A 24,026-nucleotide genomic window follows, 5' to 3' on the forward strand; every position below is an offset into this window, starting at 1 on the left:
TTGCTCGCGAAAGCGGAGTGTCAGTCGGCACATGCATGACTGACACACAGCTTTCGCGAGCAAGCCCGCTCCCACATTTAGATCGCTTGTGGCTTAACGACCCGGCCAGGCCTGAACAAACGCCGCCACATCTTCCTTCGGCGCCGTACGCGGCGGGTTCTGCGGCGTGCCTAGGTAGAGGAAACCAATCACTTCCTCACCCGCCGCCAGCCCCAAGCCTTGAGCAACGTGCGCCGAGTAAGACAATTCGCCAGTGCGCCACACCGCACCAATGCCCTGGGCGTAGGCCGCCAACAGGATCCCATGGGCAGCGCAGGCTGCAGCCAGCAGTTGCTCGGACTTCGGCACCTTGGAATGTTCCTGCAAGCGGGCAATCACCACCAACACCAACGGCGCACGCAGCGGGCCATTCTGGGCTTTGTCGATGGCGGCTTGCGGCGCTTCAGCGTCTTGCAGGCGCGCCGCCTCAGCCAGCAACGTGCCCATTTGCTCGCGGGCGGCGCCTTCCACCGTCAGGAAACGCCAAGGGCGCAACTGCCCGTGGTCGGGCGCCCGCATGGCCGCGGCGAACAGCACGTCGCGCTGCTCCTGGGTCGGTGCCGGTTCCAGCAAACGCGGCACGGAAACACGGTTGAGCAAAGCGTCGAGAGCCTGCATTGGCCACCTCCAGAGAAAAATGTGCGGTCATTCTAGCGGGAATGAATCGGGATGCCACCAAACGATAATTGCTCTTATTCATTGCGCCCTGCCCTGTTAGACTTTGCGCCCATAATTTGCGCATTCGCTTAGGGATTTCGATGTTCCGTCCGTTTTTTCGCCTGTCCGCAGCACTGCTGGCCTTGAGCCTGACGGCCTGCGATGACGCGCCCAGGTTCACCAAGGCCGAGCCCGGTGAATCACGGGCGGGCGGCGCAGCGACGGTGAACAAGCGCGACCAGAACGCGTTTTCCCTGCCTTCGGCCAACTTGTCGGCCACGCGGCGCCTGGATTTCAGTGTGGGCAACAGCTTCTTTCGCAGCCCTTGGGTGATCGCGCCGTCCACCACCACGGCGCGTGATGGCCTGGGCCCGTTGTTCAATACGAATGCCTGCCAGAACTGCCATATAAAAGACGGCCGTGGGCATCCACCGTTGCCCGACGCACCGAATGCGGTGTCGATGCTGGTGCGCCTGTCCATTGAGAATAGCCCTGCGTATGCCAAGCTGATCGAACAGATCGGCGTAGTCCCTGAACCGGTCTACGGCGGGCAACTGCAAGACATGGCCGTGCCCGGCGTTGTGCCCGAAGGCAAGGTGCGGGTCGACTACACGCCGGTCAACGTTACCTTCAAGGACGGCACGGTAGTTGAACTACGCAAGCCGGACCTGCAAATCACCCAGCTTGGCTACGGCCCGATGCATCCGGATACACGCTTCTCCGCGCGCATCGCCCCGCCGATGATCGGCCTGGGCCTGCTGGAAGCCATCAGCGACGCCGATATCCTGCGCAACACCGACCCGAAGACCGCCGACAAAGAAGCCATCGTCGGCCGCGCCAATTGGGTCTGGGACGACGCCCAGCAAAAAACCGTGCTTGGGCGTTTCGGCTGGAAAGCCGGGCAACCCAACCTCAATCAACAAAATGTTCACGCGTTTTCTGGTGATATGGGCCTCACCACGTCCCTGAGACCGTTCGATGACTGCACCGATGCTCAAGTCGCCTGCAAGCAGGCGCCCAATGGCAATGGCCCCGACGGCGAGCCTGAAGTCAGCGACAACATTCTGCGCCTGGTGCTGTTCTACACGCGCAACCTGGCGGTGCCAGTGCGCCGCGACGTCAACTCGCCGCAAGTGCTGGCCGGTAAAAACCTGTTCTATCAAGCGGGCTGCCAGGGTTGCCACACACCCGCGTTCACCACGGCCGCCTCTGCCTCCGAACCTGAACTGGCCAGCCAAGTGATTCGCCCCTACAGCGACCTGCTGTTGCACGATATGGGCGACGGATTGGCCGACAACCGTAGCGAATTCAAGGCCGGTGGCCGCGACTGGCGCACGCCGCCGTTGTGGGGCATTGGCCTGACGCAAACCGTGAGTGATCACACCCAGTTCTTACATGACGGCCGCGCGCGCAACCTGCTCGAAGCCGTGCTGTGGCACGGCGGCGAAGCACAAGCGGCGCAGCAGCATGTGTTGTCTTTCAATGCCGAGCAGCGCGCTGCGTTGCTGGCGTTCCTGAATTCTTTATAAGCTTTGTCCCAATTACAGAAGGGAGCTCGACATGTTCCGTCCCAAGTTGTTGTTCACCAGCCTGGCCGCTCTCGCCCTCGGCGCTTGCTCACCGCAAGACCCGCAAGCAGTGACCTCGGCGGCTATCGCCAAGCAAGTGATTTTGCCGACCTACAGCCGTTGGGTTGAAGCCGACCGCCAACTGGCCGTCAGCGCCCTGGCTTACTGCCAAGGCAAGGAAAGCCTGGACACCGCGCGCGCCGACTTCCTGCATGCGCAAAAGGCCTGGGCCGAGTTGCAACCGCTGCTGATCGGCCCGCTGGCCGAGGGCAACCGTGCGTGGCAGGTGCAGTTCTGGCCGGACAAGAAGAACCTGGTCGGCCGCCAAGTCGAACAACTGGTCGCCAGCCAGCCACAGATCGACGGCGCGGCCCTGGCCAAGTCCAGCGTGGTCGTGCAAGGCCTGTCGGCCTACGAATACATCCTCTACGACGCCAAGACCGACATCGCCGACGACGCCCAAAAAGCCCGTTACTGCCCGCTGCTGGTGGCTATCGGCGACCGTCAGAAGGCCCTGGCCGAAGAAATCCTGGCCAGCTGGAACAGCACCGACGGCATGCTTGCGCAGATGACCAAGTTTCCTAACCAGCGCTACGCCGATTCCCACGAAGCCATCGCTGATCTGCTGCGCGTCCAGGTGACTGCGCTGGACACCCTGAAGAAAAAACTCGGTACGCCGATGGGCCGCCAGACCAAGGGTATCCCGCAGCCATTCCAGGCCGATGCGTGGCGCAGCCAGTCGTCCCTGCAAAGCCTCGAGACCAGCCTCGCGGCGGCCCAGACTGTGTGGGTCGGCGTCGACAACAAAGGCCTGCGCGGCCTGTTGCCTGCCGAGCAGAAGCCGTTGGCCGACAAGATCGATGCCGCCTATGCCGCCTCGCTGAAGCTGTTCGACAGCAACCAGCGTACCCTCAACGAACTGCTGGCCGACGACGCCGGGCGCCAGCAGCTCAACGACATTTATGACAGCCTCAACGTTGTCCACCGCCTGCACGAAGGCGAACTGGCCAAGGCGCTGGGCATCCAACTGGGCTTCAATGCCAACGACGGTGACTGATAATGCTCAGGCGACAGGCTTTGGCGGTTGGCAGCATGCTGCTCAGCGCGCTCACCTTGGGTGGCTGGACGCTGTTCAAAAGCAAAGACAAAAGCCCGCTGCTGCTCTCGGCGCGCGATGATGCGGACGGCAAGCACTACGCTGTGGGCTATCGCCTGGACGGCAAGCAAGTGTTCGCCACCCAGGTCGGCCAGCGCTGTCACGACATCATCAACCACCCGACGCTGCCCATTGCGCTGTTTGTTGCCCGTCGCCCGGGCACTGAGAGTTATCTGATCGACCTGCGCAGTGGTGCGCTGCTGCAAACCATCACCTCCCATGCCAATCGCCACTTCTATGGCCATGCGGTCATTCACAAGAGCGGCGACTGGCTGTACGCCACCGAAAACGACACGTCCGACCCCGGCCGTGGCCTGCTCGGCGTGTACAGGTTCGAAGGCGAGCGGCTGGTGCACAGTGGCGAGATTTCCACCCATGGGATCGGCCCGCATCAGGTGTCGTGGATGCCCGACGGCGAAACCTTGGTGGTGGCCAACGGCGGCATTCGTACCGAAGCCGAAAGCCGCGTGGAGATGAACCTCAACGCCATGGAACCGAGCCTCGTGCTGATGCACCGCGACGGTACGCTGATCAGTAAGGAAACCCTCGGCCAGCAGATGAACAGCGTGCGCCATATGGGGATCGCCAGCGATGGCACCATCCTTACCGGGCAGCAGTTCATGGGGCCGTCCCAGGAGCGTTCCGAGTTGTTGGCGATCAAGCGACCGGGCCAGCCTTTCGTCGCGTTCCCAGTGGCCGACGAGCAGTTGCAGGCGATGGGGCACTACACCGCCAGCGTCGCGGTGCACAGCGAATTGCGCCTGGTGGCGTTGACCGCCCCACGGGGCAACCGCTTCTTTATCTGGGACATGGACAGTGGCGAGCTGCGCCTGGATGGACCATTGCCCGACTGTGCCGGTGTCGGCGCCGTCGAGGATGGCTTTGTCGTGACCTCGGGCCAAGGCCGTTGCCGGTTCTACGATTGCCGTCAGAAACAGTTGGCAGCAAAACCGTTGGAATTGCCGGCAGGGCTCTGGGATAACCATCTGCATCTGATCTGACGCACCCCTCTGAACAGGGCCAGTCCTGGCCCTGTTCCCGGTGATAAACACCGTCTGGAATACCCACTACACTTCTACAAAAAAATCGTCTGCCAAAGTTTTCCAGGGAACCGGAATATGCTGCGCCGTCGCATGCTGATCATGTTGGGTATCGTCCTGTTAATCGTCCTGCTGCTGGGGGGCTACAAAGCCTTTTCCATCTACCAGCAGATCCAGGTCTTTTCCACGCCAAAACCGGCGGTCAGCGTGGCGGTCGCGACGGTGGTCGAACAACCCTGGCAACAGCGCCTTCCATCCGTCGGCTCACTCAAAGCCCTGCAAGGTGTGAACCTGAGCCTGGAGGTGGCCGGCACGGTCAAGGAGGTGCAGTTCGAGTCCGGGCAGAAGGTCAAGGCCGGACAACCGCTGGTGCAACTCGACAGCGCAGTGGAAAGCGCCCTGCTGGAAACCGCCCAGGCTGACCTCGGGCTGGCCCAGCTGGATTATGGTCGCGGCAGCCAACTGGTGGGCAGCCAGGCGATTTCCAAAGGCGAGTTCGACCGCCTCTCCGCGCAACTGCAAAAGAACAAGGCCACGGTCAATCAGCTCAAGGCTTCGCTGGCAAAAAAACACATTGTCGCGCCCTTCAGCGGCACCATCGGCATTCGCCAGGTGGATGTGGGTGACTACCTGGCCAGTGGCACGGTGATCGCTACCTTGCAGGACATCAGCAGCCTCTACGTCGACTTCTACATCCCCGAACATGCCGTGCCCAAGCTCGCCCTCGGGCAAGCCGTGCAGGTGCAAGTGTCGGCTTACCCAGGCCAGCCATTCTCCGGCAAGGTCAGTGCAATCAACCCCAAGGTCGAGAACAGCACCCGCAACGTGCTGGTGCGCGCCACCTTGGCCAATCCTGACGGCAAGCTGCTGCCCGGCATGTTCACCAGCCTGGACGTGCTGCTGCCCAATCCCGCCCCGCAAATCGTGGTACCGGAAGGCGCGATCACCTACACCCTCTACGGCAACTCGGTGTACGCCGTGGCCGAGAAAAAAACCGAGCATGGTGAGGTCGAAAAAGACACCAGCGGCAAGCCGCTGCTGATCGCAGAACGGCGGTTCGTCGAGACCGGTGAGCGGCGCGGCGGCCTGGTGCTGGTGAGCAAAGGCCTGAGAGCCGGTGAGCAGGTGGTCAGCGCCGGCCAGTTGAAACTGGATAACGGCACACCCATCGCCATCAGCCCGGACAAAAACCAGCCGGCAGGGCACTAGGCCATGAAGTTCACAGACGCCTTTATCCGCCGTCCGGTGCTGGCCATGGTGGTCAGCCTGCTGATTGTGCTGCTGGGTTTCCAGGCCTACAGCAAGCTGCCGCTGCGCCAATACCCGAGTATGGAAAACGCCCTGATCACGGTGACCACCGCCTACCCCGGCGCGAATGCCGAGACCATCCAGGGCTATATCACCCAACCGCTGCAGCAAAGCCTGGCCAGCGCCGAAGGCATCGACTACATGACCTCGGTGAGTCGCCAGAACTTTTCGGTGATCTCGATCTACGCGCGCATCGGTTCCAACAGCGACCGCCTGTTCACCGAATTGCTGGCCAAGGCCAACGAGGTGAAGAATAAACTGCCGCAAGACGCCGAAGACCCAGTGTTAAGCAAAGAGGCCGCTGACGCCTCGGCGCTGATGTACATCAGTTTCTCCAGCCAGCAGTTGAGCAACCCGCAGATCACCGATTACCTGTCACGGGTGATCCAGCCCAAGCTCGCCACACTGCCGGGCATGGCCGAGGCGGAGATCCTTGGCAACCAGGTGTTCGCCATGCGCATCTGGCTCGACCCGGTGAAACTGGCAGGCTTCGGCCTCAGCGCCAGTGACATCACCGACGCCGTGCGCCGCTACAACTTCCTGTCCGCCGCCGGCGAGGTGAAGGGCGAGTTCGTGGTCACCAGCGTCAACGCCAACACCGACCTCAAGTCCGCCGACGCCTTTGGTGCGATCACCGTCAAAACCGACGGCGACAGCCGCGTCCTGTTGCGCGACGTGGCCCGGGTGGAAATGGGCGCGGAGAACTACAACGCCATCAGCTCGTTTGGCGGAACGCCGTCGGTGTACATCGGCATCAAGGCCACGCCCAGCGCCAACCCGCTGGATGTGATCAAGGAAGTGCGCAAGATCATGCCGGAGTTGGAATCCCAGCTCCCACCCAACCTCAAGGCGGAAATTGCCTACGACGCCACGCTGTTTATCCAGGCGTCCATCAACGAGGTGGTCAAGACCCTGTTTGAAGCCGTATTGATCGTGATCGTGGTGGTATTCCTGTTTCTGGGCGCCCTGCGTTCAGTGGTGATCCCGGTGATCACCATCCCGTTGTCGATGATCGGTGTGCTGTTTTTCATGCAATTGATGGGCTACTCGATCAACCTGCTGACCCTGTTGGCGATGGTGTTGGCCATCGGCCTGGTGGTGGACGATGCCATCGTGGTGGTGGAAAACATTCACCGGCATATCGAAGACGGCAAGACACCGCTGGATGCGGCACTGGAAGGCGCGCGGGAGATTGCCCTGCCGGTGGTGTCGATGACCGTCACCCTGGCGGCGGTGTATGCACCCATTGGTTTTCTCGAAGGGCTCACCGGCGCACTGTTCAAGGAGTTCGCCCTGACCCTGGCGGGAGCGGTGATCATCTCCGGCATTGTTGCCCTGACCTTGTCGCCGATGATGTGCGCGCTGCTATTGCGCCACGATGAAAACCCTTCGGGCCTGGCCCATCGCCTCGACCGGATTTTCGACAGCCTCAAGCGCCGCTACCAGCGCATGCTGCATGGCACCCTGAACACGCGGCCGGTGGTGATCGTGTTTGCGTTGATCGTACTGTGCCTGATCCCGGTGTTCCTCAAGTTTACCCAGTCGCAACTGGCCCCCGACGAAGACCAGGGCATCATCTTCATGATGGCCAGCGCACCGCAGCCGACCAACCTGGAATACCTCAACACCTACACCGACGAGTTCATCAAGATTTTCAAGGAGTTCCCGGAGTACTACTCGTCGTTCCAGATCAACGGTTTCAACGGTGTGCAATCGGGCATCGGTGGCTTCCTGCTCAAACCGTGGAACGAGCGCGACCGCACCCAGATGCAGATACTCCCCGAGGTACAAAGCCGCCTGGAGCAGATTCCGGGCCTGCAAGTATTCGGCTTCAACCTGCCCTCCCTGCCGGGCACGGGCGAAGGGTTGCCGTTTGGCTTTGTGATCAACACGGCCAACGATTATGCCTCGTTGCTCGAAGTGGCCAACCGCGTGAAGAAACGCGCGATGGAGTCAGGCAAATTTGCCTTCGTCGATATCGACTTGGCATTCGACAAACCCGAAGTGGTGGTGGATATCGACCGCGCCAAGGCCGCGCAGATGGGCGTGTCGATGCAAGACCTCGGCGGCACCCTCGCAACGCTATTGGCCGAGGCGGAAATCAACCGATTCACCCTCGATGGACGCAGCTACAAAGTGATCGCCCAGGTAGAGCGCGCCTACCGCGACAACCCCGACTGGCTGAACAACTACTACGTAAAGAATAACCAGGGCGAACTGCTGCCGTTGTCGACCTTGATCACCCTCACCGACCGCGCTCGTCCTCGGCAATTGAACCAGTTCCAGCAACTCAATTCGGCACTGATCTCGGGGTTTCCCATCGTGAGCATGGGCGAGGCCATCGACACGGTGCGCCAGATCGCCCTTGAAGAAACCCCACCCGGCTATGCGTTCGACTACAGCGGTGCGTCGCGGCAATTCATCCAGGAAGGCACGGCGCTGTGGGTCACGTTTGGCCTGGCCTTGGCGATCATCTTCCTGGTGCTGGCGGCGCAATTCGAGAGCTTTCGTGACCCTCTGGTGATCCTGGTGACAGTGCCGTTGTCGATCTGCGGAGCGCTGATTCCGCTATTCCTGGGCTGGTCGAGCATGAACATCTACACCCAGGTCGGCCTGGTGACACTGATCGGTTTGATCAGCAAACACGGCATCCTGATCGTGGAATTCGCCAACCAACTGCGCAAAGACAAGGGCCTGACACCACGGCAGGCAGTGGAGGAAGCGGCGGCGATTCGCTTGCGGCCGGTGTTGATGACCACCGCGGCAATGGTATTCGGCATGGTGCCGTTGATTTTCGCGACAGGGGCAGGTGCGGTGAGCCGGTTTGATATCGGAATGGTGATTGCCACGGGGATGTCGATCGGCACACTGTTTACGCTGTTTGTATTGCCCTGCGTGTACACCCTGCTAGCCAAACCGGATACGCCTTGAACCTACAAAGCAAAAAAAGGGCCTCGCATCGCAAGGCCCTTTTCTGGGGGTTTGAATCGTTTCAACTCTGTGGCCTCATCCCTTGAGACATTCCAAACATAAACAGCAACAACTCGTGATCAGGCTTTACCGCCGTGCTCGCCTTGGCGACGCGCGGCAACGGGCATTGCGCGCCACCCTGCATTGCGCTGAGCACCTGTGTGCGAGGCTGCTCCCACGCCGCCAGCGCCAAGGCTGCAACGCCCAGCGCCCCGACCAAAAACAAACCTCGTGCTATTTCTAGCTTCATCTGGTTAAACCCTTGATAGCGCTGCCAAACGCCGTCTCGTAAAAGTAGCTGAGTTTTTTCCAGTCGGCATCGCTCCACGACGAATGGCGGCGCAATTGCAGCATGTCATGGGAGGCTGCCCGATAAGCGGTCAAGCGCTGGCGGCATTTCTCGAAATCCAGCAGCGCCACTTCAACATTGGCCGAATCACCTTCGCCTGTCACCCGCACAAAAATATGCTTGATGTACAGACAGCCATGCTGCCAACGCCCCTTGTGCATGCGCGCCAGGGTGCCAGCCAATTCCTTGAGCACGCGTTCATGCACCTGCTCGCCGTATTGCTCGCGGCCACCGGCGGCGTACCAGTTTTCAATTTCGTCAAAGCCATCAAGGGCTGCGGTCACCAGCAGTGCCTGCCAACGGTGCTCGGGGTCGCGGCGCGCCTCGCAAAAGACCATTTCCGGAACGCGTACGTCCAACAGGCGCAGGCCTTTGATGGCATCGCGTTCACGCAGCACGGTGGGACGGCCGAAGGGGTGCAGCCAACTGCGGTAGATATGCCCGGTCTGGCGCTTGCTATAGAGCAAACGTCCATTGGAGCTTGTCACGCGCTGCACGCCACTTTCACCGCCGCGCCGGCGGTTGGGCTCTTCGACCCATTCGCCCTGCTGGCGCCAGAAATAATCGAATCGCTCTTCGGGCGCTACGTGACTGCCTGCTACGCACTCAACTGCCATCCTGTTACCTCTTGCGTAATACGTACACCCGCCACATGGCGTAGAGCGGTATGAAGTCCAGGGATTCCTGAACGCGAAAGCCGGCTTCCTCGAACTCCGCTTCGACAGTAGCAGCCGGTAACACAAATCTGTTTTGGTAACCTTCCTGCTCACCGTTCTTGCGACGCTGCCCTTCGAGACGCTTGCGTTTCCAGGCTTTGAAATTGCCATCGACCCACAGCGAAATGATCACGCTGTCACGGGTAACACGCTGAAACTCCCGCAATATCGCCAGCCGATGCGCCGGATCACCAATGTGGTGCAACAGGCGCATACAAAAAATGCTATCGACGGCGTTATCCGGCAGATCGATATCAAACGCAGACGTTTGCAAAGGCCGTACCCGTTTCACCACTTCGGCGGGCTGGGCGACCGTTGCCACCTTCAACATCGAGGCGGAAGTGTCAGCACCGATGATCACACGGTTGGGTTTTTCGGCCAGCAGCGGCCAGAAGCGCCCGGCACCGCAGGGCAGGTCCAGCACCAAGCCAGGCTCACCGGCCATCGCCAGCGCGCCACGGGCCAATTGCTCGTCGCGCTTATGGGACAGCCGGCGTGCCAGATTGTCCTGATGCTTGAGCAAATATTCGTGGGCGTGCTCGTCGTCGTACTTTTTCGAAAATTCGAGCTTTATCGGGGTAGACATCTACGGATCTCCAGTTGCTGATGCCTACAACCTTAAGCAGCAATCTGTGATCAACAGGTCAACCCGTTGTGAAAAACTTGTCCTGTCCAATCCCATACATTTCAAGACTTTACAGACACAAGCAATAGCATCGGGCCATTTTCGCCGAATTACGGTGATGTCTGGCAGGATAACGGTAGGGGGTGGAGTCAGGCGTTGACCTGACTCAGTTGCACATGAAAGCGGCAGCCGTTGGGCTCCATGGTGCTGAGGCTCACGCTCCAGCCCTGGTTCTCGCAGATGCGCTGGACCAGAGACAAACCCAGGCCCAAGCCGTCACCGCGCTTCTCGTTGCCGCGCACGAACGGCTCGAACATCGCTTCGCGCTTGTCTTCGGGAATCCCCACACCGGAGTCTTCCACCACAAAACCACTGGGCTCCAGGGTCAGGCGGATAAAACCGTGTTCGGTGTAATGCAAGGCATTGCGCAGCAGGTTGCCCATTACCGCGTGCAGGAACGTCGCGTTGTACCGGGTATCCAAGGGGTTGCCCGGCTGGTAGATCAACTCCAGGCCCTTGCGCTCAATGGGCTCGCGCCAGATACCGAGCAGATCATCGGCGACCTGCTCCAGGCTGACCTGGGGCGACATGGTGCCGTCGTCATGCTCCGCGCGGGCCAGCATCAGGAAGGTCTGCACCAGTTCACGCATTTCCTCACAGGCACGGGCGATCCGCTCGACCTGGTTACGCCCACGCTGATCGATGGCCGGGTTTTCCAGCAGCAGTTCGCAGGAACTGGCCAGCACCATCAACGGGGTGCGCAACTCGTGGCTGACATCACTGGTGAACATCTGCTCTCGAGACAGGGCCTGACGCAGGCGGCCCAGCGTGGCATCGAAGGCCACGGCCAGCTCACCCACTTCGTCAGCCGCGTAATCTGGCGCCAGAGGGGGTGCCAAACCCAGCAATTGGTCACGGTGACGTACTTGGCGAGCCAGGCGCACCACCGGTGCCATCACTTTGCGCGCCAACACCCACCCCAGGAAAACCGCCAGCGCCAGACTGAGTACGAAACCCACCAGCACCACGGCAAACAGCACGCGTTCGCGCTCTTCGAAATCGCTTTGGTCCTGCAACAACACGTAGCGCCGGCCGTCGACCACTTCAACCATGGCGTGGTAAGACAGCGACTCGCGGAATACTTCGTGGAAACCGGGTTCGAGGTGACGCAGATCCTTGGGCAATTCAAAATCGCCGGGACCTCCGCTGAAGTAAAACAGCTGGTCCGGCTCGGGCCGGTGGCGCCAGTCCTCGACGGTATCCATCAGCAACAGGCGCTGCAGGTCACCGCCCAGGCCGGCCGAGATCAGTTTTTCTTCCACCAGGTGCACAGTCGCGACGATGCCCATGGCGAAGGCGCCCGCCACCAATGCACTCATCAAGGCAAAGGCAATGATGATCCGTTGGGCAAGGCTCTGCTTAAACTCCATCACGCCCCTCGGCCAAGCGATAACCGACACCGTGCACGGTTTGCAGCAATGGCTTGGCGAACGGTTTATCGATCACTTGGCGCAATTGGTGGACGTGGCTGCGCAGACTGTCGCTGTCCGGGCAGTCATCGCCCCACAGCGCTTCTTCAAGGATTTCGCGGCGCAGCACGTGCGGGCTCTTCTGCATCAGCACCGCCAGCAGTTTCAGGCCGACCGGGTTGAGCTTGAGCAGGCGCCCTTCGCGGGTGACTTCCAGGGTGTCGAGGTCGTAGCTCAGGTCAGCCACCTGCAGTGTGCGACGACCGCCGCCCTGTGCACGGCGCAGTACGGCTTCGATCCGCGCCGCCAATTCCGACAGGGCAAAGGGTTTGAGCAGGTAATCGTCGGCGCCAGACTTGAAGCCTTGCAGCCGATCATCCAGTTGATCGCGGGCGGTGAGCATGATCACCGGCGTGTCACGGCGCGCATCTTCGCGCAGGCGCTTGCACAGGGTGTAGCCATCGATGCCGGGCAGCATGATGTCGAGCACGATCAAATCGTAATGTTCAGTGGCAGCCAAGTGCAGGCCCGACAAACCGTCCTGCGCACAGTCAACGGTATAACCCTTCAACCCCAGGTAATCCGCCAAGTTGGCGAGGATATCGCGGTTGTCTTCAACCAATAAAATTCGCATGGGAGTGTCTCCGTACGCGGTAGCGGCCGTGTTGGCTCGCGCAGCTTAAGGCCAAGTGTGGCTCAGGGATAGGCCTGGAGGGCATGCTGATAAAGCTTTTCAACCAAGATTTATAGTGAACGAGATTTTCACTATGGCTTCACACAGTGGCGACAGTGCCAGGGCGAAAATTTGCGGTTAATTCAACGTTTCATCGGTTCGCAGTGCGCCATCGCAGGCAAGTCAGCTCCCACAGTTGACTGCAATTCAAACTCAAACAATAAAAAAGCCCCGCCTGCATCACTGCAGGCGGGGCTTTTTCAGTACGGGGGTAAGGCTGGCTTACATCATGCCGCCCATGCCACCCATGCCGCCCATGTCTGGCATACCGCCACCGCCAGCGCCTTCAGCCTTAGGCTTGTCAGCAATGGCAGCTTCGGTGGTCAGGATCAGGCCACCGATGGAGGCAGCAGCTTGCAATGCCGAACGAGTCACCTTGGTAGGGTCCAGGATGCCCATTTCGATCATGTCGCCGTAGACGCCAGTCGCAGCGTTGTAACCGTAGTTACCTTTGCCGTTCTTGACTTCGTTGACCACAACGCTTGGCTCGTCGCCGGAGTTGGCAGCGATCTGGCGCAGCGGTGCTTCAACAGCACGACGCAGCACAGCAATACCGACGTTCTGGTCAGCGTTGTCGCCGGTCAGGTTAGTCAGGGCTTCCAGTGCACGGATCAGCGCAACGCCACCGCCAGGTACCACGCCTTCTTCAACGGCTGCACGGGTTGCGTGCAGGGCGTCTTCAACGCGGGCTTTCTTCTCTTTCATTTCAACTTCGGAACCCGCGCCAACCTTGATCACTGCAACGCCGCCGGACAGCTTGGCCAGACGCTCTTGCAGTTTTTCACGGTCGTAGTCGGACGAAGTCTCGGCAACCTGGGCGCGGATCTGAGTGATGCGCGATTGGATGTCGCCTTCAACGCCAGCACCGTCAACGATGATGGTGTTTTCCTTGGAGATGGTCACGCGCTTGGCACTGCCCAGGTTTTCCAGGGTGGCGCTTTCCAGGCTCAGGCCGATCTCTTCGGAGATAACGGTACCGCCGGTCAGAACAGCGATGTCCTGCAGCATGGCCTTGCGACGGTCGCCGAAGCCTGGAGCCTTGACGGCTGCGACTTTAACGATGCCGCGCATGTTGTTCACAACCAGCGTCGCCAGGGCTTCGCCTTCAACGTCTTCGGAAACGATCAGCAGTGGGCGGCCGGCTTTGGCAACGGCTTCCAGTACTGGCAGCATTTCGCGGATGTTGGAGATCTTTTTGTCGACCAGCAGGATCAGCGGGCTGTCCAGCTCGGCAACCATGGTTTCAGGCTTGTTGACGAAGTACGGGGACAGGTAGCCACGGTCGAACTGCATGCCTTCTACAACCGACAGTTCGTTTTCCAGGCCAGTGCCTTCTTCAACGGTGATCACGCCTTCTTTGCCGACTTTTTCCATGGCTTCGGCAATGATGTCGCCGATGGAGCTGTCGGAGTTGGCAGAGATGGTACCTACCTGGGCAATAGCCTTGGTGTCAGCGCATGGCTTGGACAGGTTTTTCAGCTCAGCAACGATGGCGATGGTCGCCTTGTCGATGCCGCGCTTGAGGTCCATCGGGTTCATGCCGGCAGCGACGGCTTTGTAGCCTTCGTTGACGATTGCCTGAGCCAGAACGGTAGCGGTGGTGGTGCCGTCGCCTGCGTCATCGTTGGCACGGGAGGCAACGTCTTTGACCAGCTGCGCGCCCATGTTTTCGAAACGGTCTTCGAGTTCGATTTCTTTTGCTACCGAAACGCCGTCCTTGGTGATGGTCGGAGCGCCGAAGCTCTTCTCGATGATCACGTTACGGCCTTTAGGGCCCAAGGTCGCTTTTACTGCGTCAGCCAGGATGTTGACACCGGTGAGCATTTTTTTGCGGGCGGAATCGCCGAATTTAACTTCTTTAGCAGCCATGATCGATATTCCTTAAATACTTTGGAGTAACGGGAAAATGAGCGGGGAAATCAGTCTTCCAGAACAGCGAGAATCTCGTTCTCAGCCATAACCAGCAGGTCTTCGCCGTCGACTTTCACAGTGTTGCTGCCGGAGTAAGGACCAAATACAACCTTGTCACCGACTTTAACGGCCAGCGCACGCACGTCACCGTTTTCCAGGGTCTTGCCTGGGCCTGCAGCGACGATCACACCGTGGTTGGCTTTTTCAGCAGCCGAACCTGGCAGAACGATACCGCCAGCGGTTTTCTTTTCTTCTTCGCTGCGACGGATTACGACGCGGTCGTGCAGAGGACGAAGCTTGCTCATTGTCGATCTCTCCTAATTGTGTTTTTCATCGGCCGGTATCAGTACCGGCAGGTTGTATTCCGGCGGTGCCGGTCGCGCCTCGCCAAGCAAGACGCGGAAGTCTGTCTGATGTCACCACCAGAAACCTTGCGGTGACCGTTACATAAGGGCGCATAAGCTTATTACAAGGGCCTCGACGGAAATTTTTTGAGTGTGTCGACGGCTCAAAGCAACACGGCACCCAGAGGTGCCGTGCCAGTGAAGCGGTTATTTGCTGTCGCGGTGTTCGAATTCGCCTTCGATCACATCACCTTCACGCCCCAGTGGCTGGCGCGGAGCCGGACCGCCACGAGGTTGCAGGTCATCGGCGAACGCACGCTGGCGAATCGCCGCCTCTTCGGCACGCTGACGCATCTTGCCGGCAAGCAGCTTGCGAGTGACTGGCAGCAACATCACCAGGCCGACCACATCGCTGATAAATCCCGGCAGGATCAACAGGCCACCGGCCAGGGCCATCATCAGGCCTTCAAGCATGGTCTGTGCGGGCAGCTCGCCACGATTCAGGCTTTCACGGGCACGCAGCGCCGTGGCCAGGCCGGCGACGCGCAGCACCAATACGCCGAGCATCGAGCCGAGAATGATCAACAGCAGGGCCGGGAAAAACCCGATCGCACTGCTGACTTGAACGAATACGAACAGCTCCAACACCGGGAACAGCAGAAAGAGCAATAAAAAAGGGCGCATCAAATGGTTCCTCAACGCAAGAATGCCTTGCCAGTCCACCTTAGATGACGTCGCCATTTCGTGAATTCAAGCGTCAGCGGCTTCTTTTTTCGGCCAGACGTCAGCGTGCGCCAATGAAACCAGGGCTTCGCGCACTTGTGTCGGAGTGTTGCAAGGCTCTGCGAACGGTAACCAATATAAGGATTGGCCGATACGCAGGTGCATGCCTTCGCTGTCGATACCGGCCAACTGCGCAGGCTCGGAAGTCGGCAAACCGGCCAAGTCGACGTAGTGGGCAATGGCTTTGGTGTGATCGCTGTTCATGTGTTCGATCATGCTGCGCTCAGCCGCACCCGCGAACGGGTTGGCCAGGGTCAACTGGTCGACCCAGTGAATCGCCCCAAAGCCGCCGATGTAACGGTGGCGCACCGGCTTGAGCACCCAGAAGTCGAAGTCGTGGGCTTGGTGGTAGTTGGCCGAATCGGGGAAGTAGCGGTAATAACGCTCGGCCGCTGCCTCGATGGCAGCGCCCTCCTGGAGTTTTACGGCCTCAGCGAGGTAGGTGAGGCGCCCGACGGCCTGCACGTCATCCGCCTCACGCTCACCTACCAGCAACGAACACTTTGGGTCTTTTTGCAGGTTGTGGGTGTGCTGGGCAATACGGCTGATGAGGATCAGCGGACGGCCCTGCTCGTCCAGGCAATACGGCACGACCGAACCAAAAGGGAAACCCGGCATGGCTTTGGACTGTGTGGCGAGAGCCCCACGGTATTCCTTGAGCAACAGCTCTCGGGCGTTCTTGGCAACCTGTGCGCTCAACGTTGACTCCTCGGGTATTCAGCCGCCCATGACTTATGGGAATGGATCTCAACACAAGGTAATCAATCTACGCGCCGGTTGCCAGAGCCCCCCCTGCCGGGATTTGTCGAAGGGTGTTACCAGGCCACGCCGAACCCTGCGGTGTAGCGGGTTTTGCTCAGGCTGCTTTCCGAGTCGCCACTGATGACGTCGCGTTCAGCCTTGAGGTTGAGCGAAGCCCACTCGGTGACTTTGTAGCGCAGGCCCATTTCCGCATCCAGGGAGTATTCCGCTGGGCCATCGATAGGTTTGCCCAATTCGCCATTCGTGAAGAATTCAACGGTCTTGCCCACCAGGTAGCGGTTGTAGTTCCACTTCATGGCCAGGGAATAGAAGTTGTCCTTGCCGCCTTCGGCGTATTCGTAATCGGTGCGGTTGACGAGCGACCCCAGGGAGAATGCCCCCAGCTCATCATCCCAGAACTGGTAGCCAGGGCCGGTACCGACGGTACGCTGGCGAGCCAGGTCTTCAACCTTGTCACGCTTGTAAGTCAAGCGTCCCTGCCAGAACCAATGCTCGGTCAGGAAGCGGTCCAGGTCATATTCCAACGCCCAGTTGTCGGTGGTGGTCACGTCGTCCTGGAACTCGCGGTTGTACTCGCCCTGCCCGGTGTGGCGCCATTGGCCATGCCGCGCGGTGGTCTTGAAGTCGATGTCATAGTCGTTGGTATCTTTTTCGGCGCGCTTGTAGTCCAGAGCCATGTCGACATTGCCCTTCCACACCAAGTCTTCGATCACAGGCTTGGGCTTGAGGATCTGCTGAATGCTTGCCAGCTCGACGGTCTTTGGCGCCTCGCCATTGGCCAGCACCACTTTGCCTTCATCCGCCGGTTTCAGGGACTTGGCCTTTTCGCCGGTGTAGGCATCTTGCTTGACCAGCAGCTCCTGGTCGCTTTCCAGGGTTTTCACCTGTTTCCAGTCCACAGGAATGGCGCCCGCGTAATCGGTCTGGATCAGCAACTTGCCACCGTCGAAGACCTTGATCTTGCCAGTCAGACGGTCACCGTTCTTCAACCAGACGGTATCGGCCAGCAAGGGCGTGGAGGCGCTGAAAACAGCGAGGCACAACAGGGTTCTGGACAACATAAGCGGATTCGGGGCTCGAGGTTGGCGAAAAGAGGGCATTATCGTGTTAGATACGACTGACTCAAGGATTTATATTCAGTTCAATCCTCGATGCCATGGTTACAGACGTTTCTTACAATAAGTCAGCCGATCTCAACGGATATGCGCACAGTGAATCAACCCGCCGAGCCCCCGCAAAGCCCTGCCGAAATGCGCCGCACTGCGCTGTACCTGACCCTGGCGCAAGTGCCCGCAGGGTGCGTGGTCAGCTACGGCGAGCTGGCTCACCTGGCTGGGCTGGGGCGTGCGGCGCGCTGGGTAGGCCGCACCCTGAGTCAACTGCCTGCAGACACCAAACTTCCCTGGCATCGCGTGCTGGGTGCCGGTGGTCGGATAAGTCTGCCGGTGGGCAGTGCCTCGGGTGACGAGCAACGCGCGCGTTTGCGCGATGAAGGCATCACGGTCCGCAACAATCGCGTGGATATTCAGCGCCATGGCTGGCGCCCGGTAGAGCACAGCGGTTAGAGTGCGCGCTTTGTTTCCGCAAACCTGAGGCAGACTCCAGCCCATGCCCCGTAAAACCTGGCGCGCCGCGCTCGCTGCCTATGCCAGCCCCTCGACGTTAGTGCTGTTGTTGCTCGGCTTTGCCGCCGGCTTGCCTTACATGTTGGTGTTCTCGACGCTGTCGGTGTGGTTGCGTGAGGCCGGTGTGGCCCGCGAGACCATCGGCTATGCAAGCCTGATTGGTTTGGCCTATGCCTTTAAATGGGTCTGGTCGCCGCTGCTCGACCAATGGCGCCTGCCGTTGCTCGGTAAACTCGGGCGACGCCGGTCCTGGCTGGTCCTTGCCCAGTCGCTGGTGATCCTCGGATTGATCGGCATGGGCTTTTGCGACCCGCAGAAACATTTGTCCTGGCTGATCGCTATCGCCGTCGTCGTGGCCTTCGCGTCCGCCACCCAGGATATTGCGGTCGACGCCTACCGTCTGGAAATCGCCGATGACAGCCGCCAGGCCGCGTTGGCCGCCAGCTATATGTCCGGCTATCGCATCGCCGCCCTGCTCGCCACGGCAGGTGCACTGTTTTTTGCTGAAGGTTTCGGCTCCACCGGTTTCAACTATAAACACTCGGCCTGGACCGGCACCTATGTGCTGTTCGGCGTATTGATGGTTCCTGCGTTGCTGACCACGCTGTTCATGCGCGAACCCAATGTGCCACTGCGCACCCAGCTGCAGGCCGGGCGCTACAGTTTCGTGCATCAACTGGTCTCGGTATTTGTGCTGATCGTATTGCTGGTGTCGGTGCCGGCGATGTTCACCCAGCTGTTCAACACTGATTTCGCAAGCGTGCTGTTCCACGGCATGAGCCTGTGGGACCTGCTGATGGATGACCGTGCGTTCCTGCGCGCCATTCTCTATATCACGCTCACCGCACTGTGCCTCTCGGCCATGGGTCGCCGGGGCCTGGCGCCGGTGTTGACGCCGGTCAACGACTTCATCCTGCGCTATCGCTGGCAAGCATTACTGCTGCTGGGGCTGATCGCCACCTATCGCATGTCTGACACCGTGATGGGCGTGATGGCCAACGTGTTCTACATCGACCAAGGCTTTACCAAGGACCAGATCGCCGGGGTCAGCAAGATCTTCGGCCTGATCATGACCCTGGTCGGCGCCGGCATGGGCGGCCTGCTGATTGTGCGCTTCGGTATCCTGCCAATCCTGTTCATCGGCGGCGTGTTCTCTGCCGGCACCAACCTGCTGTTCGTGGCGCTCGCCGACATGGGCCCGGACCTGCAGATGCTGATTTTCACGATTTCCCTGGATAACTTCAGCTCGGGCATGGCCACATCGGCGTTTGTGGCCTATTTGTCGAGCCTGACCAACCTCAAGTTCTCCGCCACCCAATACGCGCTGCTCAGCTCGATCATGCTGTTGCTGCCGCGCCTGATCGGCGGGTATTCGGGGGTAATGGTGGAGAAGTTCGGCTACCATAATTTCTTCCTGATCACCTGCATGCTGGGTGTACCGACACTGCTGCTGATTGCACTGCATTGGTATCAGGAGAATCGGCGGATTCGGTTGAATCCCCCGGTAGACGACTGATACACCTCGATCTATGTGGGAGCTGGCTTGCCTGCGATGATGTCGCCTCGGTGCTACAGATACACCGCGTCGCCTGAATCGCAGGCAAGCCAGCTCCCACACAAGCACGGTTCCGACAGAAACACCCCGCAACCTGATGCCTGTACTCCGGCGGCAACCGCCCGTACAATCCAGCGTCATTTCAAGTCCAAGCAACCGACAACGGCCTACCATGCGCACCAGTCAATATTTGCTCGCCACACAGAAAGAAACGCCTTCCGATGCGGTCGTGATCAGCCATCAGCTGATGCTGCGCGCCGGCATGATCCGCAAACTGGCCTCGGGCCTGTACACCTGGCTGCCCATGGGCTTGAAGGTGATGCGCAAGGTCGAAGCCATCGTTCGTGAAGAAATGAACGCTGCCGGCTCTCTGGAAGTGTTGATGCCGAGCACCCAACCGGCTGAACTGTGGCAGGAATCCGGGCGCTGGGAAGAGTACGGCCCTGAGTTGCTGCGCTTCAAGGACCGTCATGGCCGCGATTTCTGCGCCGGCCCGACCCATGAAGAAGTGATCACCGACCTGATGCGCAACGAGCTGAGCAGCTATAAACAGCTGCCGCTGAACCTGTATCAGATCCAGACCAAATTCCGTGATGAAATCCGCCCACGCTTCGGCTTGATGCGCGGCCGTGAATTCATTATGAAGGACGCGTATTCGTTCCACGCCGACCAGGCTTCCCTGCAGGTCACTTACGACCGCATGCACCAGGCCTATTGCAACGTGTTCACGCGCCTGGGCCTGAAATTCCGTCCGGTAGAAGCGGACAACGGTTCCATCGGTGGTGCCGGCTCCCACGAATTCCACGTACTGGCCGAATCCGGCGAAGACGATATCGTGTTCAGCAACGGTTCCGACTACGCAGCAAACATCGAGAAAGCCGAAGCCGTGCCACGGGAAACGTCCCGCCCTGCACCGGCCGAAGAGCTGCGCTTGGTAGACACGCCAGAGACCAAGACCATCGCGGCCCTGGTGGAAAAATTCAATCTGCCGATTGAAAAGACCATCAAGACCCTGATCGTGCGCGCCGAAGAAGAAGGCAAGCTGATCGCCCTGGTGATCCGTGGCGACCACGAACTCAACGAAATCAAAGCCGCCCAGCAACCTGGCGTGGCCAACCCACTGGTCATGGCCAGTGATGCCGAACTGCGCGACGCCATTGGCGCTGGTGCTGGTTCCCTGGGCCCACTGAACCTGCCGTTGCCAATTATCATCGACCGTTCGGTCGAGCTGATGAGCGACTTCGGTATTGGCGCGAACATCGACGACAAGCATTACTTCGGTGTGAACTGGGAGCGTGACCTGCCGGTTCCGACCGTGGCCGACCTGCGTAATGTGGTCGCTGGTGACCCGAGCCCGGATGGCAAAGGTACCCTGGAGATCAAGCGCGGCATCGAAGTCGGGCACATCTTCCAGCTGGGCAATAAGTACAGCAAGGCCATGAAGTGCGAAGTGCTGGGCGAGAACGGCAAGCCGATCACCCTGGAAATGGGCTGCTACGGCATTGGCGTTTCGCGCGTGGTTGCAGCTGCCATCGAGCAGAACAACGACGAGAAAGGCATCATCTGGAGTGACGCCCTGGCGCCGTTCCAGGTCGCCCTGGTACCGCTGCGCTATGAAACCGAGCAAGTACGCGAAGCCACCGACAAACTGTATGCCGAACTGACGGCCGCCGGTTTTGAAGTGTTGCTGGATGACCGGGACAAGAAAACCAGCCCGGGCATCAAGTTCGCCGACATGGAACTGATTGGCATCCCACACCGGATCGTGGTCAGTGACCGCGGCCTGGCGGATGGCAATCTGGAATACAAGAGCCGGACCGAAGCCGAAGCCCAACCGTTGCCGGTGGCTGACGTGCTGTCTTTCCTTCAGGCGCGTATTCGTCGCTGAAAACCAGATCAAGAGAAGTCATGTTCAAGCGAAACACCAGAGCCCTGGGGGGCGCCGCCTTGTGCGGCGCCTTGCTGGTCAGCGGCTGCGCCAACCAGATGTCGCAACGCAGTGAGCACGAGGAGCGGGTCGAGCGTAAGTTGCTCGACCACAGCCTGCAGATCGATGTAGGCGACCCCAAAGTGCTGGAGCTGCCGCAACGCCGAGTGCGCATTCACGAGCAAAAGACCTTCGAGGTCACCGAGTTCGAAGTCACCCGTCGTTACGACCGCTACACCCCCTACCAACCCTGGCGCGAACTCTATGAAGTGCCTTTGGGCACGGTCGCCTTGGTGGCGGGTGCGGGGGCTAACGTGGCGAATATCTTCGCCCTCGGCAACCTGCCTACCAGCATGACCCACGACTGGCTGACCTACGGCGTAGACGGCCTCAACCCGTTCATGAACGTACAATCCCATGGCCGTGCGCAACAGAACCTGGCCGGTATCGATGAAGTCCAGCGCGACAAGCGCGTGGAGTATTCGAGCCTGCCCTGGAGCGAACGCCCGGTGCAGGTTACTGCGGGCAAGCAAGTGCATGAGTTGACCACCGACCGCAACGGCGTCTTGCGCCTGAACCTGTTGGACAGCCCGTTTGCCGAGCAGGACCTTAACCGCGTCACGACCTTGAAGATCAGCGTGGAAGATGGCCAGGACGACGTGCATTCGGACTCGACACTGGCGATCAGCAGCACGCTGCGCGGCAAGTTGCTGGAAGCCCACGGCCTGATCTACGACGACCTGGAAGACGATGAAGTCAGCCAGTGGGTGCACCGGGTCAAGCGTCTGTCAGAGCTGGGCCTGGAAGAAGAAGCCAGCGAACTGGAACAAAGCCTGATCGAACTGACCCGCAATGATCCCGAGTTGCAGCAGGAATTCCTGCAGGCGCTGACCAAGGATGCGGGGCGTCTCGTTGCCGATCCAGGCGCACGCTGAGACTCCACAAATGTCGCAGATCTAAATGTGGGAGCGGGCTTGCTCGCGAATACGGAGTGCCAGTCACCAGATGTATTGACTGATCTACCGCATTCGCGAGCAAGCCCGCTCCCACATTTGGTTTTGGGTTACTACCAGGAGAACTCGAGTTGTTCGTTGCCGTTGCTTAAATCCAGCAACCGCACCCCAATCCCCAACAACCGCACCGGCTTCCCACCCCGGTTAAACGCCTGCGTCAGCAGCTGTTGATAACTCTCCAAATCCCGCCCTGCCCCTGCCTGCTCCAGTGTCGTCTGGGTAAAGTCATGAAACTTCACTTTAACGAACGGCTTGCCCGCCCGATAACTGCTGTCGATTCGCGCCATACGCCCGGCCAGGGTTTCCATCAGTTCGGGAAGCTTTGCCAGGCAGCTTGAAAGATCCGGCAGGTCCACATCGTAGGTATTTTCCACACTGATGGATTGCCGACGGCTATCGTTGTGCACTGCGCGGTCATCAACCCCACGCGCCAGGCTCCACAGTCGCTCGCCAAAGCTGCCAAATTCCCGCACCAGCGCCAGCTTGTTCCACTCACGCAGTTGCAGGCAGTCTTCAATTCCCAGGCGCGCCAGTTTGTCTGCCGTGACTTTACCCACGCCGTGCAATTTGCTCACACGCAACTGCGAGACAAAGTCTTCGACCTGGTCCGGGGTAATCACAAACAACCCATTGGGTTTCTTCCAGTCGCTGGCGATCTTGGCCAGGAATTTATTCGGCGCGACACCGGCAGACACGGTGATATGCAACTGGTTGGAGACGCGGCGGCGAATGTCCTGGGCGATGCGCGTGGCACTGCCGCCGAAATGCGTACAGTCAGACACGTCCAGATAGGCTTCATCCAGCGACAGCGGTTCGATCAGGTCGGTGTAGTCGCGAAAGATCGTCTGGATTTCCTTCGACGCTTCCTTATAGGCGTCCATGCGCGGCTTGACGATGGTCAGGTCCGGGCACAGCTTCAACGCGTGGCGTGACGACATGGCCGAGCGCACGCCATAGGCCCGCGCCTCATAGTTGCAGGTAGCGATCACCCCGCGCCGGTCAGCCGAGCCACCCACCGCCAGCGGCTTTTGCGCAAGGCTCGGGTCATCGCGCATCTCGATGGCGGCGTAGAAGCAATCACAGTCAACGTGGATGATTTTGCGCTGCGTCATATAAACAGGGTGTGAAACCACGGGTGGCCAGTATCGCACTCACACCTGTATATAGCACCAGTAGTTTGATTCTTCCGTTTGAACGGTAGGAAAATTCGTAGATGAATTTATTTTCTCAATCGAATTTGGCATTCCGATAGAGCCGAAACCCTTGGCCAGACTGGCTTCCAGCGCATCCACGTACAGCGATGGAGAGCTAACCGATTGAACCACAAGCGCTTTTCTTCAGAACACGGGTTGACACACTCGCGATCCTCTGTAGAATGCCGACACACAGACGCGGGATGGAGCAGTCTGGTAGCTCGTCGGGCTCATAACCCGAAGGTCGTCGGTTCAAATCCGGCTCCCGCAACCAAACATCAAA

At 59.7% G+C, this 24,026-nt stretch carries 21 protein-coding genes and 1 tRNA gene; 10 read left to right on the forward strand and 12 right to left on the reverse strand.

Translation table 11 applies throughout. The features are described 5' to 3' along the window. Positions 1-93: 93 nt before the first annotated feature. Positions 94-657, reverse strand: coding sequence for an NAD(P)H nitroreductase (locus HU722_RS23725; RefSeq protein ID WP_065880778.1), 564 nt, complete (start codon positions 655-657; stop codon positions 94-96). Between the two features lie 140 nt (positions 658-797). Here HU722_RS23725 and HU722_RS23730 point away from each other — a divergent pair, with 140 nt between their 5' ends. The 5 genes from HU722_RS23730 to HU722_RS23750 all read left to right on the forward strand — a co-directional run bounded on the left by HU722_RS23730 (position 798) and on the right by HU722_RS23750 (position 8,699). Continuing rightward, complete coding sequence (locus tag HU722_RS23730; protein ID WP_065889947.1) at positions 798-2,225, forward strand: di-heme oxidoreductase family protein; 1,428 nt, start codon at positions 798-800, stop codon at positions 2,223-2,225. Positions 2,226-2,256: 31 nt separating this feature from the next. Then, on the forward strand, positions 2,257-3,321 hold the full coding sequence (locus tag HU722_RS23735; RefSeq protein WP_065889948.1) for an imelysin family protein: 1,065 nt from the start codon (positions 2,257-2,259) through the stop codon (positions 3,319-3,321). Between the two features lie 2 nt (positions 3,322-3,323). Then, positions 3,324-4,421: a DUF1513 domain-containing protein gene (locus tag HU722_RS23740; RefSeq protein ID WP_065874587.1), complete on the forward strand. Its 1,098-nt coding sequence runs from the start codon at positions 3,324-3,326 to the stop codon at positions 4,419-4,421. Between the two features lie 117 nt (positions 4,422-4,538). After that, the gene (locus HU722_RS23745; protein ID WP_065874586.1) at positions 4,539-5,669 is read left to right on the forward strand and encodes an efflux RND transporter periplasmic adaptor subunit; all 1,131 of its coding nucleotides are present in this window, start codon (positions 4,539-4,541) and stop codon (positions 5,667-5,669) included. Positions 5,670-5,672: 3 nt separating this feature from the next. Next, positions 5,673-8,699, forward strand: a complete 3,027-nt coding sequence (locus HU722_RS23750; RefSeq protein WP_065874585.1) for a multidrug efflux RND transporter permease subunit — start codon at positions 5,673-5,675, stop codon at positions 8,697-8,699. A 61-nt stretch (positions 8,700-8,760) separates the two neighbouring features. Here HU722_RS23750 and HU722_RS23755 read toward each other — a convergent pair whose 3' ends face one another. From HU722_RS23755 to HU722_RS23800, 10 genes are all read right to left on the reverse strand, one after another. Further along, positions 8,761-8,988: a hypothetical protein gene (locus HU722_RS23755; protein WP_049711701.1), complete on the reverse strand. Its 228-nt coding sequence runs from the start codon at positions 8,986-8,988 to the stop codon at positions 8,761-8,763. Further along, on the reverse strand, positions 8,985-9,704 hold the full coding sequence (locus tag HU722_RS23760; protein WP_065874584.1) for a lipopolysaccharide kinase InaA family protein: 720 nt from the start codon (positions 9,702-9,704) through the stop codon (positions 8,985-8,987). The genes HU722_RS23755 and HU722_RS23760 overlap by 4 nt, the downstream gene beginning before the upstream one ends. Positions 9,705-9,708: 4 nt before the next feature. After that, positions 9,709-10,389 carry a class I SAM-dependent methyltransferase gene (locus HU722_RS23765; RefSeq protein WP_065889949.1) on the reverse strand — a complete coding sequence of 227 codons (681 nt, stop codon included), beginning with the start codon at positions 10,387-10,389 and terminating at the stop codon, positions 9,709-9,711. Positions 10,390-10,577: 188 nt separating this feature from the next. Continuing rightward, positions 10,578-11,858 (reverse strand): sensor histidine kinase, encoded by a 1,281-nt coding sequence (locus tag HU722_RS23770; RefSeq protein WP_065874582.1) that lies wholly within the window; start codon positions 11,856-11,858, stop codon positions 10,578-10,580. Next, positions 11,848-12,531: a two-component system response regulator ColR gene (colR, locus tag HU722_RS23775; protein WP_049711697.1), complete on the reverse strand. Its 684-nt coding sequence runs from the start codon at positions 12,529-12,531 to the stop codon at positions 11,848-11,850. Before colR ends, HU722_RS23770 begins: the two co-directional genes overlap by 11 nt. A gap of 321 nt (positions 12,532-12,852) precedes the next feature. Beyond that, entirely contained in the window at positions 12,853-14,499 is a 1,647-nt protein-coding gene (gene groL, locus HU722_RS23780; protein ID WP_049711696.1) for a chaperonin GroEL, read from the reverse strand. Between the two features lie 50 nt (positions 14,500-14,549). Continuing rightward, positions 14,550-14,846: a co-chaperone GroES gene (locus HU722_RS23785; protein WP_003175874.1), complete on the reverse strand. Its 297-nt coding sequence runs from the start codon at positions 14,844-14,846 to the stop codon at positions 14,550-14,552. A gap of 246 nt (positions 14,847-15,092) precedes the next feature. Beyond that, positions 15,093-15,569, reverse strand: a complete 477-nt coding sequence (locus HU722_RS23790) for an FxsA family protein (protein ID WP_016971150.1) — start codon at positions 15,567-15,569, stop codon at positions 15,093-15,095. Between the two features lie 66 nt (positions 15,570-15,635). Continuing rightward, positions 15,636-16,367 carry a HugZ family pyridoxamine 5'-phosphate oxidase gene (locus tag HU722_RS23795; protein ID WP_065874581.1) on the reverse strand — a complete coding sequence of 244 codons (732 nt, stop codon included), beginning with the start codon at positions 16,365-16,367 and terminating at the stop codon, positions 15,636-15,638. 116 nt (positions 16,368-16,483) lie between these two features. Further along, the gene (locus HU722_RS23800) at positions 16,484-17,491 is read right to left on the reverse strand and encodes a DUF481 domain-containing protein (protein WP_065889950.1); all 1,008 of its coding nucleotides are present in this window, start codon (positions 17,489-17,491) and stop codon (positions 16,484-16,486) included. A gap of 141 nt (positions 17,492-17,632) precedes the next feature. On the opposite strand from HU722_RS23800, the gene HU722_RS23805 reads away from it, so the two are divergent. From HU722_RS23805 to HU722_RS23820, 4 genes are all read left to right on the forward strand, one after another. Continuing rightward, the gene (locus HU722_RS23805; RefSeq protein ID WP_065874579.1) at positions 17,633-17,995 is read left to right on the forward strand and encodes an MGMT family protein; all 363 of its coding nucleotides are present in this window, start codon (positions 17,633-17,635) and stop codon (positions 17,993-17,995) included. Between the two features lie 43 nt (positions 17,996-18,038). After that, entirely contained in the window at positions 18,039-19,571 is a 1,533-nt protein-coding gene (locus HU722_RS23810; RefSeq protein ID WP_065874578.1) for an AmpG family muropeptide MFS transporter, read from the forward strand. Positions 19,572-19,782: 211 nt separating this feature from the next. After that, positions 19,783-21,498, forward strand: a complete 1,716-nt coding sequence (locus HU722_RS23815) for a proline--tRNA ligase (RefSeq protein ID WP_065874577.1) — start codon at positions 19,783-19,785, stop codon at positions 21,496-21,498. 20 nt (positions 21,499-21,518) lie between these two features. Next, the gene (locus tag HU722_RS23820) at positions 21,519-22,472 is read left to right on the forward strand and encodes a hypothetical protein (protein WP_049711690.1); all 954 of its coding nucleotides are present in this window, start codon (positions 21,519-21,521) and stop codon (positions 22,470-22,472) included. A gap of 131 nt (positions 22,473-22,603) precedes the next feature. Here the strand turns inward: HU722_RS23820 and dinB are convergent, their stop codons facing one another. Next, a complete protein-coding gene (gene dinB / locus HU722_RS23825; RefSeq protein ID WP_065880773.1) occupies positions 22,604-23,662 on the reverse strand; it encodes a DNA polymerase IV in 1,059 nt (352 codons plus the stop codon). 278 nt (positions 23,663-23,940) lie between these two features. Here dinB and HU722_RS23830 point away from each other — a divergent pair. Continuing rightward, positions 23,941-24,017, forward strand: a tRNA-Met gene (locus HU722_RS23830). The last annotated feature ends 9 nt before the right edge of the window (positions 24,018-24,026 follow it).

It is taken from the genome of Pseudomonas tritici (assembly GCF_014268275.3).
Taxonomy (GTDB): Bacteria; Pseudomonadota; Gammaproteobacteria; order Pseudomonadales; family Pseudomonadaceae; genus Aquipseudomonas; species Aquipseudomonas tritici.

Bases quoted from the DNA above. Each gene is read 5' to 3' on its own strand.
- dinB (WP_065880773.1), bottom strand. From the start codon at position 23,662: ATGACGCAGCGCAAAATCATCCACGTTGACTGTGATTGCTTCTACGCC.
- HU722_RS23800 (WP_065889950.1), bottom strand. From the start codon at position 17,491: ATGTTGTCCAGAACCCTGTTGTGCCTCGCTGTTTTCAGCGCCTCCACG.
- HU722_RS23790 (WP_016971150.1), bottom strand. From the start codon at position 15,569: ATGCGCCCTTTTTTATTGCTCTTTCTGCTGTTCCCGGTGTTGGAGCTG.
- HU722_RS23820 (WP_049711690.1), top strand. From the start codon at position 21,519: ATGTTCAAGCGAAACACCAGAGCCCTGGGGGGCGCCGCCTTGTGCGGC.
- HU722_RS23810 (WP_065874578.1), top strand. From the start codon at position 18,039: ATGCCCCGTAAAACCTGGCGCGCCGCGCTCGCTGCCTATGCCAGCCCC.
- HU722_RS23770 (WP_065874582.1), bottom strand. From the start codon at position 11,858: ATGGAGTTTAAGCAGAGCCTTGCCCAACGGATCATCATTGCCTTTGCC.
- HU722_RS23805 (WP_065874579.1), top strand. From the start codon at position 17,633: ATGCGCACAGTGAATCAACCCGCCGAGCCCCCGCAAAGCCCTGCCGAA.
- HU722_RS23760 (WP_065874584.1), bottom strand. From the start codon at position 9,704: ATGGCAGTTGAGTGCGTAGCAGGCAGTCACGTAGCGCCCGAAGAGCGA.
- HU722_RS23740 (WP_065874587.1), top strand. From the start codon at position 3,324: ATGCTCAGGCGACAGGCTTTGGCGGTTGGCAGCATGCTGCTCAGCGCG.
- HU722_RS23785 (WP_003175874.1), bottom strand. From the start codon at position 14,846: ATGAGCAAGCTTCGTCCTCTGCACGACCGCGTCGTAATCCGTCGCAGC.
- HU722_RS23765 (WP_065889949.1), bottom strand. From the start codon at position 10,389: ATGTCTACCCCGATAAAGCTCGAATTTTCGAAAAAGTACGACGACGAG.
- colR (WP_049711697.1), bottom strand. From the start codon at position 12,531: ATGCGAATTTTATTGGTTGAAGACAACCGCGATATCCTCGCCAACTTG.
- HU722_RS23730 (WP_065889947.1), top strand. From the start codon at position 798: ATGTTCCGTCCGTTTTTTCGCCTGTCCGCAGCACTGCTGGCCTTGAGC.
- HU722_RS23750 (WP_065874585.1), top strand. From the start codon at position 5,673: ATGAAGTTCACAGACGCCTTTATCCGCCGTCCGGTGCTGGCCATGGTG.
- HU722_RS23755 (WP_049711701.1), bottom strand. From the start codon at position 8,988: ATGAAGCTAGAAATAGCACGAGGTTTGTTTTTGGTCGGGGCGCTGGGC.
- HU722_RS23815 (WP_065874577.1), top strand. From the start codon at position 19,783: ATGCGCACCAGTCAATATTTGCTCGCCACACAGAAAGAAACGCCTTCC.
- HU722_RS23745 (WP_065874586.1), top strand. From the start codon at position 4,539: ATGCTGCGCCGTCGCATGCTGATCATGTTGGGTATCGTCCTGTTAATC.
- HU722_RS23725 (WP_065880778.1), bottom strand. From the start codon at position 657: ATGCAGGCTCTCGACGCTTTGCTCAACCGTGTTTCCGTGCCGCGTTTG.
- HU722_RS23735 (WP_065889948.1), top strand. From the start codon at position 2,257: ATGTTCCGTCCCAAGTTGTTGTTCACCAGCCTGGCCGCTCTCGCCCTC.
- groL (WP_049711696.1), bottom strand. From the start codon at position 14,499: ATGGCTGCTAAAGAAGTTAAATTCGGCGATTCCGCCCGCAAAAAAATG.